Source organism: Actinomyces sp. AC-20-1, assembly GCF_023369555.1.
Classification (GTDB): Bacteria; Actinomycetota; Actinomycetes; order Actinomycetales; family Actinomycetaceae; genus Actinomyces.
This window is the reverse complement of sequence record NZ_JACJVC010000001.1, coordinates 293170-306981: the sequence shown is the minus strand read 5'-3', so window position 1 is coordinate 306981 and position 13812 is coordinate 293170. Positions and strand designations below refer to the sequence as shown.

At 72.6% G+C, this 13812-nt stretch carries 12 protein-coding genes and 1 tRNA gene; 8 read left to right on the top strand and 5 right to left on the bottom strand.

Going from position 1 to position 13812, the window contains the following annotated elements; translation table 11 throughout:
- Positions 1-473: 473 nt before the first annotated feature.
- The 4 genes from H6X67_RS01375 to H6X67_RS01360 form a co-directional block, all read right to left on the bottom strand.
- Positions 474-914 (bottom strand): helix-turn-helix domain-containing protein, encoded by a 441-nt coding sequence (locus H6X67_RS01375; RefSeq protein WP_249376995.1) that lies wholly within the window; start codon positions 912-914, stop codon positions 474-476.
- 375 nt (positions 915-1289) lie between these two features.
- Positions 1290-1748, bottom strand: a complete 459-nt coding sequence (locus H6X67_RS01370) for a helix-turn-helix domain-containing protein (protein WP_249368611.1) — start codon at positions 1746-1748, stop codon at positions 1290-1292.
- A 174-nt stretch (positions 1749-1922) separates the two neighbouring features.
- Positions 1923-2150, bottom strand: a complete 228-nt coding sequence (locus H6X67_RS01365) for a hypothetical protein (protein WP_249368610.1) — start codon at positions 2148-2150, stop codon at positions 1923-1925.
- Positions 2151-2479: 329 nt separating this feature from the next.
- Positions 2480-5065: an ATP-binding cassette domain-containing protein gene (locus tag H6X67_RS01360; RefSeq protein WP_249368609.1), complete on the bottom strand. Its 2586-nt coding sequence runs from the start codon at positions 5063-5065 to the stop codon at positions 2480-2482.
- Positions 5066-5311: 246 nt separating this feature from the next.
- On the opposite strand from H6X67_RS01360, the gene H6X67_RS01355 reads away from it, so the two are divergent.
- From H6X67_RS01355 to H6X67_RS01340, 4 genes are all read left to right on the top strand, one after another.
- Positions 5312-5387 (top strand) — tRNA-Arg (locus H6X67_RS01355).
- A gap of 81 nt (positions 5388-5468) precedes the next feature.
- The gene (locus H6X67_RS01350; RefSeq protein WP_249368608.1) at positions 5469-7055 is read left to right on the top strand and encodes a GTPase domain-containing protein; all 1587 of its coding nucleotides are present in this window, start codon (positions 5469-5471) and stop codon (positions 7053-7055) included.
- 55 nt (positions 7056-7110) lie between these two features.
- Positions 7111-8592, top strand: coding sequence for a GTPase (locus tag H6X67_RS01345; RefSeq protein ID WP_249368614.1), 1482 nt, complete (start codon positions 7111-7113; stop codon positions 8590-8592).
- Positions 8593-8752: 160 nt separating this feature from the next.
- A complete protein-coding gene (locus tag H6X67_RS01340) occupies positions 8753-9379 on the top strand; it encodes a single-stranded DNA-binding protein (protein ID WP_249368607.1) in 627 nt (208 codons plus the stop codon).
- Positions 9380-9410: 31 nt separating this feature from the next.
- Here the strand turns inward: H6X67_RS01340 and H6X67_RS01335 are convergent, their stop codons facing one another.
- Positions 9411-10040, bottom strand: coding sequence for a hypothetical protein (locus H6X67_RS01335; protein ID WP_249368606.1), 630 nt, complete (start codon positions 10038-10040; stop codon positions 9411-9413).
- Positions 10041-10198: 158 nt separating this feature from the next.
- Here H6X67_RS01335 and ftsE point away from each other — a divergent pair, with 158 nt between their 5' ends.
- From ftsE to smpB, 4 genes are all read left to right on the top strand, one after another.
- On the top strand, positions 10199-10888 hold the full coding sequence (ftsE, locus tag H6X67_RS01330; protein WP_249368605.1) for a cell division ATP-binding protein FtsE: 690 nt from the start codon (positions 10199-10201) through the stop codon (positions 10886-10888).
- Positions 10889-10900: 12 nt separating this feature from the next.
- On the top strand, positions 10901-11818 hold the full coding sequence (ftsX, locus tag H6X67_RS01325; protein WP_249368604.1) for a permease-like cell division protein FtsX: 918 nt from the start codon (positions 10901-10903) through the stop codon (positions 11816-11818).
- A 5-nt stretch (positions 11819-11823) separates the two neighbouring features.
- A complete protein-coding gene (locus H6X67_RS01320) occupies positions 11824-13179 on the top strand; it encodes a peptidoglycan DD-metalloendopeptidase family protein (protein WP_396121342.1) in 1356 nt (451 codons plus the stop codon).
- Between the two features lie 98 nt (positions 13180-13277).
- Positions 13278-13805, top strand: a complete 528-nt coding sequence (smpB, locus tag H6X67_RS01315; RefSeq protein WP_249368603.1) for an SsrA-binding protein SmpB — start codon at positions 13278-13280, stop codon at positions 13803-13805.
- The last annotated feature ends 7 nt before the right edge of the window (positions 13806-13812 follow it).

Here is a 13812-nt window from a genome sequence, read left to right as displayed (position 1 = left end):
CACCTGGTGGTGCATGTCGCGGGCTTTACGCGCCGTAACCTGCGAGTTGCAGGTCGAGATGGGGGCGATGGACCGCTCGACCCGGTGATGGATACGGCGTATCGGACCGTCTGGTAAGTGGAGGTTCGCATCCCGCTGATCCATGATCGGATGCGCTGTTGGTGCTCACCGATAGATGTGCTCGTTCAAAAGGATGTCGATGATGGGGGATTGACGAAGGGGTGTATCAGTGATCGCGGTGGGGACACAGGAGCGTGGGCGCGAGGTCATGGTAAAAGGGGGTTTTCACACATGCTTCTACCGGGGCGTGCCTCCTCCTACTTGCCCGCCGACATCGCTCCTGTACTGGCCCCAGGCAGTCTCAATGACTGTTGATGGAACAACAGGTACGAGAAGCTCGGTATCACAAGACGGCAGAGAGCATGACATCTGTGGTGGCCGCCTGCCGCCGCTGCGCCTAATCACATGATCGTTTATGCGGTGAATCTGGGCGGCGGCAGGATAGAGGGGGTGATCGCCTCGCTCAGCGTCTGGTCCCTGCTACTGGTGATCTTGTCGAGCTCGGACGCGTAGCCGATGGTGATACCGGGGGTGCGCTCCTGGGCAGCGGCTGCGACGGCTCGCCACCAGCCGGCGCCGAGGGTACGCGCCGGGCCGGGCGGCATGTCATCGGTCAGATGCCACACCAGGATCATCGGGGCGTCAGTATGGGCTGCGGACCCAACGACGGCGTCCACGCACCTGTGCGTGTAGGCGCGCAGGAGGTCGACCTCCTGCGCGGCTCCGGGCAGGACGCGGTGGCGGCCCTTGTCCCAGGCCTTGATCGTCGTGTCGGACACGCTCAGGAGCGCAGCCATCGTCGAGATGGTGAGCCCCATGCGCTCACGATGGGTTTTGAACTCTCCGCTGCGCATGTCCCCAGGTCTCCTCGGTCATGAGGGTGCCTCCTGTCCGGCGTGTCCCTGGACCGAGGATAGCCAGTGGGTGAGGGGTGAGGGCTCATTCTGCTGAGTGGCGCATGCGGTCGTAGAGGGTGATCATCTTTGACAAGAAGTCAGCGGCCTCGTCGACCTGGCGCAGGTTGGAGGTGCCTTCGCTGGTCGTGGCAAGGACATCGTCAGAGGTGGGTTCGCTGCGTGTGGCGCAGGGATGATATTGGGTTTTGTCCTGGTTAATTCGGGGAATTTGTTCTCCCTGCCTTTGCGTCGGGCGCTCCGCATCTCCTCCTAGGAATAAACCCGATCTTGGCTGCGTGTATTGCTGGGGTGGGTTTCTTCTGGTGGGTCGCCCTACCGAGGTAATGGCAGGACGTCCGGGCTGACCGCTCGCGAGAGGGTCATATCCCGGCTGCCGGTGATCTTGTCGAGCTCGTCGGGGTAGGCGACGACGAGGCCGGGGACACGCTCGCGCGCCCGGGCCGCGACAGAGCGCCACCAGCCCGCGCCTAGGGTGCGCGCCGGTCCGGGGGGCATGTCGTTGGTCAGGCGCCACACGACGACCATCGGCTGCCCGTCCGCGTCCTGGGCGGCGGCGACGACGGCGTCGACGCACCTCCGGGTCCACGCCTCCAGGCCGGCGATCTCACGCTCCACCCCAGGCGGTGGCTGGTACTTCCCCTTCTCCCAGTTCTTGATGGTGCCCTCGGACACACCGAGCAGCTGGGACATCGCCAGGGTGGTCAGGCTCAGGGCCTCCCGGACCATCTTGATCTCGCCGCTGTACACCCTCGGTACCCCCTGCCCGCTCATGGCGTCGCCTGCCTGGCGTCGCCCTGGGACGAGGGTATCCAGTCGGGCAGGGTGAGGCAGATGGCTTTCTCGACCTGGTCGCGCACGGACTAGCTGGCGTCGATGAGGCTGTGGATGGACGCGAGGGCGTCGGCCTGTAGAGCAGCCTGGGCGTCGCGCAGCTCGGTGCGTCGGTCACTCAGCGAGGACCTCAGCCAGGTCCTGGCTGAGGCCCTCGCCCGCGACAAGGCGGACGGTGACGTCGGCGTCATCGGGCAGGTCGGCGGCCAGGATGACCGCGTCGACGATCTCGCGACGCAGCGCAGCGAGGGTCGGGGCCCAGGTGTGGGCGGTGGGCTCCTGGACGCACTGGGCGAGCCAGGCGCTGCCCTCGCGGGTGACGGTGGCGGTGTACGTGCTCATCTCAGCCATCCTTGTCCGAGTGCTGGGGTCAGGTCGCGGGCGATCGCGGCGAGGAGGGAACATGCGGGCGGACCACCTGCGTGTGAATGGACAACTTGCTCGCGGATGGACAATCTGGTGGATGCCAGGAGGTTGTCCTGGCGCACGGAGGTTGTCCTGCTGCGCGAGCATTGTCCTGCTGCGCGAGCGTTGTCCTTGTGAGCACAGGTTGTCCTGACGCCCCAGGTGCCCCAGAGAGAGGGGCGCCGCTTGGCCGGGGCTCCCTCAGCGCGGTGGACCCGCTCGGCCACCGGCAGCATGAGGTCGGACGGGTCCGGGGAGACGGTCTCTCACCGACGCCCGCGGCGCGCGAGCCCCAGGTACGTGATCACCGCGAAGGCGAGTCCCAGGCCCACCAGGGCGCCGGCGTCCATCCCCCACTGCGCGAGGCTGTGCTCCCACAGGTCGTCGGCCCGGTAGGGCACGATCGCGTTCATGTCCACGGTCGAGGCGGTCAGGGCGTAGCCCCAGCGGGCCGGCATGACCCAGGCGAGCTGCTCGAAGACGGCCCGGCCCGCCACGGGGATGACACCGCCGGCGAGCACGAGCTGCGCCATGATCGTCACGACGAGCACCGGCATCACCTGCTCGGAGCTCGTGACGAAGGCGGACACCGCCAGGCCCAGCAGGCCGCAGGTGAAGGCCGTGAGCCAGCAGCCCACCGCCAGCTCCAGGCCCGGGCTGCCGAGCAGCACCGCGTCGGAGGGAGCGTCGTTGAGCAGGAGCGCGACCCCCACCATGAGCAGGGTCTGGACGGTGACGATGAGCGCCAGCACCACCGTCTTGGCCAGCAGGTACGCGCCCGAGCGCAGCCCCACCGCCTTCTCCCGCAGGAAGACCTCCCGCTCGCCGATGAGCTCACGGATCGTGGCCGCCATGCCGGCGAAGGCGGCCCCGGTGATGAGGATGACGAGCAGCTGGAGCGCCTGCGTGGAGTACACGGGGACCGGGTTCTCCGGCGTCGGCGTGTAGTCGGGCACCGCGAAGCCCCACTCGCCCTCCATCACCTTCGTCAGCACCCCCATGACCAGCGGCAGGATGAGCATGAAGGCCAGGTAGGAGGGGTCCGCGACCACGAGCCTGAGGTGACGGCGCACGAGCGTGGAGACCTGGCGCAGCCAGGACTGCTGCGGGCGGCGGTTCTGGTCCAGGTCCGCCGTGGAGGAGCGCACCTTGGCGCCGCCGGTGGGGCGCGTGGAGGGCACGCGTGCCTCCAGGGCGGCACGCAGCTCGGGGGTGTGGTTGCGCACGAGCGCGTACACGTCCGCGTAGCCGGTGATCTCCGTGGGGTCCGCGAACCCTCCGGCGGGCGCGTGCGTCACGAGCCTGCCGGCGCGGAAGATCTCCCCGAGGCGCTCGGTGAAGTACGGCAGCACGTCCCGGGGCGGCCCGTAGTAGACGGGGCGCCCGCCGGTGGCCAGGATGAGGACCTTGTCCGCACGGTCGATGTGGTTCTCGTTGTGCGTCACCACCATGACGGTGCGTCCGGAGTCCGAGCCCCGGGTGCCGTGGGCGAGCCGGGCGAGCAGGTCCATGACGTCACGGTCGAGCTGGGGGTCCAGGCCGGAGGTCGGCTCGTCCAGGAACAGCAGGCCCGGCTTGGTCAGCAGCTCGATGGCCGTGGACACGCGCTTGCGCTGCCCGCCGGAGAGCTGCTTGACCCGCTTGGCCACGTGCTCGGTGAGGTCGAGGTCGTCCAGGACCTCGGCGATGCGCTGGTCGCGCTCGGCCTTGGACACGTCCTTGGCGAAGCGCAGCTCGGCGGCGTACTGAAGCGTCTGGGCGACGGTGAGGTTGGCGTGCACGACGTCGTTCTGCGGGACGACGCCGATCATGTTGCGCATCGTCTCGTAGTGCTCGTACACGTCCATGCCGTTGAACAGGACCTGGCCCTCCTGGGCCCGCTGCTCACCGGTCAGGGCCTTGAGCAGGGTGGACTTCCCGGCACCGGAGGGGCCGACGACGGCGAGCAGCTCGTTGCCGGGCAGCTGGAAGGAGACGCGGTCCAGCAGCCGCAGGCGCCCGTCGTTGACGGTGAAGGTGAGGTCGCGCCCGATGAGCTCGCCACCGCGCTCCTGGAGCTTGAGCACCCCGTCCGGGCTGACCTCCACGAAGTGGCCGCCCATGCCGATGACCGTCGGCTGCGTGACGAGCACGTGGGGCACGCGCTGGCCGCCCACGAAGATGCCGTTGGTGGAGCCGTTGTCGATGACGACGAGCCCCTGCGGCGTGCGCTCGACGCGCGCGTGGCGCCCGGAGACCGCGGAGTCGGGGATGACGAGGGCGTTGTCGGGGTAGCGGCCGATGGTCCCGGGCCCGGTCAGGCGCACTCCGCCGATGGTGCGGCGCTGTCCCACGGGGGCGAGCGGGTCACGGGGGTCGACTGGCCCCTGCGCGCCCGCCGTCTGGGCCGATGAGGAGGACGACGGCGCTGCCGGCGCTGAGGAGGCTGAGACCGCGGGCGGGGTGGAGCGCATGACGGTGGTGCGCCCGGCGGGGACGGTCTGCTCGGCCGGGCAGGACGCGGAGCCCGCGGCCGGGGCCCCGGATGCGGGGGCGACGGCCGGCTGCGGCACGAAGACGAGCACCGGGCCCGAGGCGTTGGCCAGCTGGACCCGCACCGGGTGGGTGACCAGGACGGGACCGCGCGTGTCGACGCCGTCGACGAGCATCCCGTTGGTCTGGGACACGAGCTCGATGAGCCACCCCTGGTCGGTGGGGCGCACCCGCAGGTGGGTGCCGGAGACGATGGTCGTGTTCTCGATGACGATGCCGTTGCCGGGACGGCGCCCCACCGTGAACTCGCGGTCGAAGACCAGCGGTGGCTGGCCTGCGGGGGCGTTGGCGGGTCGCACAGTGATCGCGGTGGTGGCCACGGAGGTCCTTCCGGGAGAGGGTGCGCCCCGGGGGCGGGATCCGGGGCGCTCGCGATCACGATACCGGCCGGCAGCCCGCGGGTCCTGGCGCCGTCGGCCCGGCTCGTGGGGGATGGGGTCCCCACCGCGCGGCGCAGCGCGCACCACCTCCTGCGCAGGCAACAGGTGGCAACGCTTGGTATGGTGCGGCTCGCGGCTCACAGGCCGCCGCCGCCAGCGCCGGTGACCACCCGGCACCCGCGACGTGCCTCCATAGCTCAATGGACAGAGCAACGGCCTTCTAATCCGCAGGTTCCCGGTTCGAGTCCGGGTGGGGGCACCACCTGCCTCCCTCGCGCCACGCACCGTGCCCCGAGGACGCTCAATACGGCCGCAGGACCGCCGCCCACCTAGTGTTGGCGGTATGCCACCCTCCCGCCCTCAGGCCGACGGCCTCGACGTCCCCTCCACGGTCATCAGCCGTGGTCGCCTCATCGACGTCCTGTCCGACACCGTCCGGGACCTCGAGGCGCTGCCCCTGACACTGGCGGCCGACGGCGTGGACGACGCGCGCCGCCTGCGCGCGAGCGTGGCCGGCCAGCTCCGCGACCACGTCCTGCCGCGGCTGGAGGACGCCGACGTGCCGGCCGTCGTCGTCGTCGGCGGCTCCACGGGGGCGGGCAAGTCCACCCTCGTCAACTCCGTCCTGGGCACCGAGGTCTCCGAGGCCGGTGTCCTGCGACCCACGACCCGCGTCCCGGTCCTCGTCGTCAACCCCGAGGACGCCTCCGCCCTCGAGGCCCACCCCGTCAGCGAGGTCGTCCAGACCGTCGTCTGCGAGGCCCAGCCCGCCGGCCTCGCCCTCATCGACGCCTCCGACCTCGACTCCGTCCAAGCGGACAACCGCGCTCTCGCCGCCCGCCTGCTCGAGGCCTGCGACCTGTGGCTCTTCGTCACCACCGCCGCCCGCTACGGCGACCACACACCCTGGGCGACGCTCGAGGAGGCCGTCTCCCGTGGCGCCTCCATCGCCGTCGTCCTCAACCGCGTTCCCGCGGCCGTCCTGAGCGAGGTCCGGCTCGACCTCGTCGAGAGGCTCGACGGGCTCGGCCTGGCCGGCTCGCCCTTCTTCGTCGTCCCCGACGTCGGCCCCTACGAGGGCCTGCTGCCGGCCGGGTCGGTGCGCGAGCTGCGCGACTGGATGCAGCTGCTCGCCGGCCGCCACCGGGCGGCGGGTCTCGTGCGCCGTGCCGACCGTGAGCTGTGGCCCGCCCTGCGCCACGACCTCCTCGCGCTGGCCGACGCCGTCGACGCCCAGGGGGACGCCGGACGCCGCCTCGAGCAGGCGGGCCGCGACATCCTGGCCGGGCCCTGCGACGCCCTGCGCGCCGATGTCGAGCGGGGGGGCCTCGCGGAGGGCGCGCCGACGACCCGTTGGGTCTCCCACGCCTCCGCCGGAGGGCCGCTGGCCGCGCTGGCCACCGGCGCCCGCCTGCGCGGGGGCTGGTTCGGCCGCACCGCCCGGGCCCGCGCCCAGGCGCTCGCCGAGGTCGCTGACGACCTGCGCGGCGCCCTCGCCCTGCGCCTGTCGGCCGACCTCACCGCCGTCACCGAGGAGGCCAGGACCACCTGGTCCGAGGCCGGTGCCACCGAGCACGCCGGGCGGCTGCTGGGCCACGGCCCCGGCGCGCACGAGGCGGTGACCGCCTGGGTGGAGGGCGTGGTCAGCACCGCGGCCCCCGTCAAGGGCATGGAGGCGCAGGCCGTCGGCCACCTCCTCGTCGCGGCCGCCTGCGGTCTCGAGGGAGCCCGCGCGGCCGCTGCCCGGCTGGGCCTGGCCGAGGCCGTCGGTGACGCGCGCCCCCGCCTGGCCGAAGCCCTCACCGCGGCCCTCGAGGCCGCGGTCCCCGCGCGGGCAGGGCTGAGCCTGGTCCCGGCCCCCGACCTCGCCGCCGCCCTGCGCCTGCGCGCCGGCGAGCTGTCCGTGCTCGTGCGCCCGGGCGACCAGTGACGAGGGCGCAGGCATGAGTGAGACCACCGAGAGCACCAAGGAGAGCGACGAGGACATGACCCACCCGGCCCCCCGCACGCCGAGCCCCGCGGCCGTCCTCGACGCCCGCCTCACCGCGATGCGCGCCGCCCTGGACGCCTGCCCCACGGAGGTCCCCGCCTCGCTCGCCATCCCCGCACGCGCGGGCCTGGACGCGGTCGCCGAGCGGCTGGCCCTCGGCGTCGACCACACCGTCGTCGCCCTCTTCGGTGGCACCGGCTCCGGCAAGTCCTCGCTGTTCAACGCGCTCAGCGCGCTGCAGTTCGCCGATGTCGGCGCCCGCCGCCCGACGACCTCCCGGGCCGCCGCCTGCTCCTGGGGCGACGACGCGAGCGCCCTGCTCACCTTCCTGGGCGTCGACCAGGGCCGGCGCATCCGCCGCGAGTCCCTGCTGGACGCCGCCGACCAGGACGAGCTCGCCGGCCTCGTGCTGCTGGACGTGCCGGACTACGACTCCGTCACGACGGCGCACGCCCTCCAGGTGGACCGGCTCGTGCCGCTGGCGGATATTCTCGTGTGGGTGCTCGACCCGCAGAAGTACGCGGACTCGGCGCTGCACGACGGCTACCTGCGCAGGCTGGGCGCCCGCCAGGAGGACATGCTCGTCCTCGTCAACCACATCGACGAGCTGCCGGCCTCGGGCCAGGACCAGCTTCTCGAGGACGTGCGCGCCCTGCTGGTGGAGGACGGGCTGGCGGAGGTCACCGTGCTGCCGGTCTCCGCCGTGCGCGGCGACAACCTCGACCAGGTCCGCCGCCTGCTCATCGAGCGCGTCGCGAGAGAGTCCAACGCCGCCCGCACCGCCGCGGCCGAGCTCGACGCCATCGCCGCCCGACTGGGGGGCACTGTCGCCGCCGCCCCCGCGCGCGTGGAGGACGGGCCCCGCGAGGAGGTGGTGGACGCCCTCGTGCAGGCCTCGGGCGCGCGCGCGGTCGAGTCGAGTGTCGCCACCAGCCTGTCCAGGGCGCTGCCCGGGGCCCTGGCGCGCCCCGAGCCGCCGGCGCGCGCGGCCGTCGCCGCCGCCCGCACCCAGTGGCTCACCCGTGTCACCCACGGCCTGCCCCGTGCCTGGGCGCGCTCGGTCGAGGAGGCCGTCGCCGGGCCGGACACCCTGGGCGCGCAGACCGCGGAGGGCGTCGGCTCCGTCGCCCTGCCCTCGCCGCGCTCGACGCTCATCGACCTGGGCTGGTGGGCGGGCCTGCTTGCCTTCCTGGGGGCCGCCGTCTGGGCGGCCCTCACCCTCCTGGCTGGGGGCGGCACCGCCCTGCTGGCCGGTGGCGGCGCACTCGGGCCGGTGCTGCTGGCCCTGCTGGGGTGCGTGTCGGCCGGGTGGGCGGCGTGGGCCCGTCGCCGTCGGGCCGCACGCGAGGCCGCGGCCTACTCCCGGCTGGTGCGCAGGCGTGTGGACGCTGTGGTGGAACGGGGGCTGGTGACACCCGCGGCGGGGGTCCTGGAGCGCCACGCGCAGCTGCGCAGGGCCCTGGGCCTGGGCGGCTGACGGGCGGCGGCTGCCCGGCCGGGCTCCACAGGTGCCGCCCGAGGCACCCGGCGGCACCGGTGTCCACAGGCGGAGGCCGGCGCCCTCGCGCCGGTGGGCCGACGGCGGCACGGTTGGCACGTCGGCAACGCCGCCGGCCGAAGCACCAGGAGGACCTTCCATGAGCCGCCAGATCGACCTCACTGTCCAGGGCGTCGTGGGCACCACGCCCACCATCGCCATCACCCCCAGCCGCCGCGTGTACTGCCGCTTCCGCGTCGCCTCCACCCCCGCCTACCGTGACGCCGGCGGGCAGTGGCACGACGACGAGACCCTGTGGTTCACGGCCAAGGCCTGGGGGCCACTGGCGGAGAACCTCGCGCGCAGCCTGCGCAAGGGGGACCCCGTCCTGCTCCAGGGCCGCCTCACCCAGGAGACCTGGCAGCCTGAGGACGGGCCCGCGCAGACCAGCAACGTCATCACTGTCACCGCGGGCGGGCACGACCTCGGTCGGGGGACCTCCACCTACATGCGGGTCGAGCCCGTCATGGGCTCTGCGCGCAGCGCCGCGACGCCGCAGTCCGCGCCCTCGGCGGACTCCGCCGGGCCGACGGGGGCCGGGGCGGGGCCCGAGCCGGGCGCCGGGACCGGGAGCGAGGTCGGCGCAGGTCCTGAGACGGGTCCCGGGACGGGCACCGAGCCGGTCTCCACCGACCTGGACGACGACCCCTGGCCGAGCCCGCTGGCGCCCCCGGACGGTGACGGCTTCAGCGACGCCGAGCTGTCCTACGAGGCCGTCAACGCCTAGCCGGGCCGGCGCCGCGTGAGGGCCGGTGGCCTCAGCCGGTGAGCGCCACGAGGTGGTCGAGGTCGGCGGGGTGGGCGACGCGCAGCATCTCGATGAGCACCCGCGCGACGGCCTGCGCCGCACCCGCGCCGTCGGGCAGCAGCCGCACCATGACGTCCTCGTGCTGCGCCCAGCCCAGCCGCCCCAGTGCCTCACGGGTGTCGGGGCCCAGCAGGTGGCGGCCCTCGGCGTCGAGCACCGGGACACCGACCTCCACCCCGTCTCCCCGTCCGACGACGACGAGCCCCGGCACCTCGGGCGAGGGCACGCGCTTGCGGCGCCCGCGCAGCAGGGAGCGCAGCCCCATGCGCTGCTCGAGGTCCGCCTGCGTCACCACCGGGCGCGGCGCGGTCAGCAGGACCGTCAGCCCCGGCCAGTCCGGAGCCGGCCGGGCCCGACCGTCGAGCAGGGCCGCCAGCGAGGGCTCGAAGGCGGCCCAGGAGCCCAGGTCCACGACGTCGTCGAGACGGGGCGGGACGCCGTCGGAGGGAGGCTGCTCGCCGGCTGCCGGGACGCCGTCGGCAGACACCGCCTCGTCGGCAGGCACCGCGGTGCCGGGAGGGCCCGCGGTGGCGTCGGCCGGGTCGGTGCGGGAGGCGTCGTGCACAGGGGAGGAGCTCACGCCCTGCACGCTAGCGGCCCCCTGAGCGGGGCTCACCACAGAGCGCCCCGGGCGTGTCACGGCCGGATCCTCAGCCCTGCTGGATACCGTGACGGGGAGCCCGGGCGCGTCGCGCGCCGCAGGGAGCCAGCCGTCAGCCAGGAGAGCAGACCCCACCCATGATCCGCTTCGACCACGTCTCCAAGGTCTACAAGAGGGGAGCGCGCCCTGCCCTCGACGGCGTCGACATCGAGATCGAGAAGGACGAGTTCGTCTTCCTCGTCGGGGCCTCCGGCTCCGGCAAGTCCACCTTCCTGCGCCTGACCCTGCGCGAGGAGCGCCCCACCTCCGGCCGCATCCACGTCCTGGGCCGCGACCTGTCCCAGGTGTCCTCCTGGAAGGTCCCCCACCTGCGCCGCGAGATGGGCTTCGTCTTCCAGGACTTCCGCCTCCTGGAGAACAAGACCGTGCTGGAGAACGTCGCCCTCGCCTCCCAGGTCATCGGCAAACCCCGCCACTACATCCTCTCCGCCGTGCCCGAGGCCCTCGACCTCGTCGACCTCTCCGGCAAGGAGAACCGCAGGCCCCACGAGCTCAGCGGCGGCGAGCAGCAGCGCGTGGCCATCGCCCGCGCCATGGTCAACCGCCCCAAGCTCCTCCTTGCCGATGAGCCGACCGGCAACCTCGACCCCTCCACCTCCGTCGGCATCATGCGGCTCTTCGACCGGATCAACCGCCAGGGCACCACCGTCGTCATGGCCACCCACGACGACGAGATCGTCGACCAGATGCGCAAGCGCGTCATCGAGCTCAAGGCCGGCCAGGTCGTGCGCGACCAGGCCCGCGGCGTCTACGGCTCCGACCGCTGAAGGAGCACCACCATGCGATTCCGTCTCATCCTGACCGAGACCCTCAAGGGCCTGACGCGCAACCTCGCGATGTCGGTCTCCGTCGTCCTCGTCGCCTTCGTCTCCCTGCTCTTCGTCGGCGCCTCCGCCCTCCTGCAGGCCCAGATCACCACGATGAAGGGCGACTGGTACGACAAGGTCGAGGTCAGCGTCTACATGTGCCCCGCCTCATCCGCCCGCGCGGAGTGCGCCGAGGGGGAGGCCACCCAGGAGCAGATCGACGCCATCGAGGACCTCGTCACCTCCAACGCCCTGGCCCCCTACGTCGCCAGCTACACCATCGAGTCCAAGGCCGAGGCCTACGAGAACTTCATGAAGGGCTACGGGGACACCCAGATCGGCCAGAACGCGACCGAGGACATGATGCCTGTGTCCTTCCGCATCAAGCTCGTCGACGCCGAGCAGTACCAGGTGGTCTCCGAGCAGTTCACGGGCCGCAGCGGGGTCGAGCGCGTCGTCGACCAGCGGGCCACCCTCGAGCCCCTGTTCCTCGTGATGAACCGCGCCTCCTGGGTCACCGGGGGCCTGGCCGCCATCATGGCCGTCGCCGCCGTCCTGCTCATCACGACGACGATCCGGCTGTCCGCCATGAGCCGCTCACGCGAGACCGGCATCATGCGCCTGGTCGGGGCCTCCAACCTCTTCATCCAGCTGCCCTTCATGCTCGAGGGGGCCCTCGCGGCCCTCGCCGGGGCCCTGCTCGCCGTCGGCGGCCTCTACGCGGGCGTGCGCTACCTCGTCGAGGGGTGGCTCGCGCAGTCGATCTCCTTCACCACCGCCTTCATTGGCACCGACGACGTCCTGCGCGTCGCTCCCTGGCTCATCCTGGCCGCCATCGTCATCGCCGCCGCCTCATCCGCCTTCTCCCTGTCGAAGTACACGAGGGTCTGACAGCCATGGTCCCGCTCCCGCACCGCCCTGCCGCCGCCGGGCACCAGCGCCTCCGGGCCTCCTCCCGCCGGGGACGGGCGCGCCGGGGCCTGGCCCTCCTCGCGGCCCTGTGCCTGCTCGCCGCACCAATGTCCTCGCTCCTGCCCGGTGCCAGCGCCGACGAGCGCTCCGACGCCGTCGCGGACCGGGACCAGGCCGAGCAGCGCGCCCACGAGCTCACCGCCTCCCTCGAGGGCGTCTCGGCCGAGCTCGGTCAGGCCTACCTCGACCTGCTCGCCGCCCAGAGCGAGCTGGCGACCGCCGAGACGGCGCTCGCGGACGCCGAGACGGTCCTGGCGGAGAAGGAGCGCGAGCAGCAGGCCGCCGCCGACCGCCTCGACGTCGCCGAGTCCCAGCTCGAGACCCTGGAGGCCGAGGCCACCGCCTCCGAGCGCACCGCCTCCGAGAACGAGGCCTCCGTGGCCTCACTCGTCGTCTCCGCCTACCAGGGCGACTCCAGCATCACCTCCTGGTCCTACGTGCTCGCCTCCGACTCCGTGGAGGACCTGACCCAGCGCGCCTCGGCCATGGAGATCGCCTCAGGGGTGCAGTCCTCCGTCCTGGCCGCCGCCGAGGAGGAACGGGCTCAGGCCGCCAACCGGCGCACCCGCCAGGACGCTGTCGCCGAGCGCGTGAGCCTGCTCAAGGAGGAGGCCGACGCCGCCGAGTCCGAGGCGCAGGAGGCCGCCGACGCCGCCCAGACCAGGCGCGACGAGGTCGCGACCCTCACCACCGAGAGGGAGACGGCCGCCGCCACCCTCGAGACTCACAAGGCGGGCCTCGAGGCCCAGCTCGTCCAGGCGCAGGCGGACCAGGACGCCGCAGCCGCGACCATCGCGCAGATCGACGCCGCCAACCAGGCCAGCGCGGGCTACACGGGGTCCTCCTCCGGCTCCGTGGCCGCGGCCGCGCTCGGCTCGGGCGCCATCGGCCACCCCATCACCGGGGCCCTGACCGTCGCCTCGCCCTACGGCTACCGCATCCACCCTATCACCGGGGCCCGCACGCTCCACGAGGGCGTCGACCTCGTCGCCGCCCAGGGCGTGCCCCAGTACGCCGCCGTCTCCGGCACCGTCACCTACAACATCAACTCCTCGTGCGGCAACGGCGTCGTCATCAACGGCGGGGTCATCAACGGCCAGTCCGTCGTCCTGTACTACTGCCACCTGTCCTCGATCACGGCGGGCAACGGCTCCTACGTCACCAAGGGCGACCAGGTCGGCCTGACCGGGATGACCGGCGGCGCCACCGGCCCCCACGTCCACTTCGAGGTCTACCTCAACGGAGCCTCGATCGACCCCATGACCCTGCCGGGTTTCTGATCGACCGGCCCACCGGGTTTCAGAGCCGGGCGGGCCGCGCGTAGGGTGGGCCCCTGCGTCCCGCGCACGGCGGGCGCACGGGCCGGGAGAGGAGTCGCATGGCCAAGCACCAGGACAGGCCGAGGAAGCCCACCGCGGGCGAGCGGGCCAAGGCGGCCTCCGACGCCCACAAGACCATCGCCCGCAACAAGAAGGCGACCCACGACTACTTCATCGAGGACCGCTACGAGGCGGGCCTCGTGCTGACGGGCACGGAGGTCAAGGCCCTGCGCATGGGGCGCGCCTCGCTGACCGAGGCGTGGATCGAGATCGACCGCGGTGAGGCCTGGCTCCAGGGCGCCCACATCCCCGAGTACCTCCAGGGCACGTGGAACAACCACGCGCCGCGGCGCAAGCGCAAGCTGCTCCTGCACCGCAGCGAGATCGAGCGCCTGGCCATGCGGGTGCAGGCCAAGGGCTACACGATCGTGCCCCTGGAGCTGTACTTCGTCGGCGGGCGCGTCAAGGTCGAGATCGCGCTCGCCCGGGGCAAGCAGGACTGGGACAAGCGCCAGTCGCTGCGCGAGGCCCAGGACAAGCGCGAGGCCGCGCGCGCGATGGCGGACGCGAACCGCCGACGGGGCTGAGCCCGCG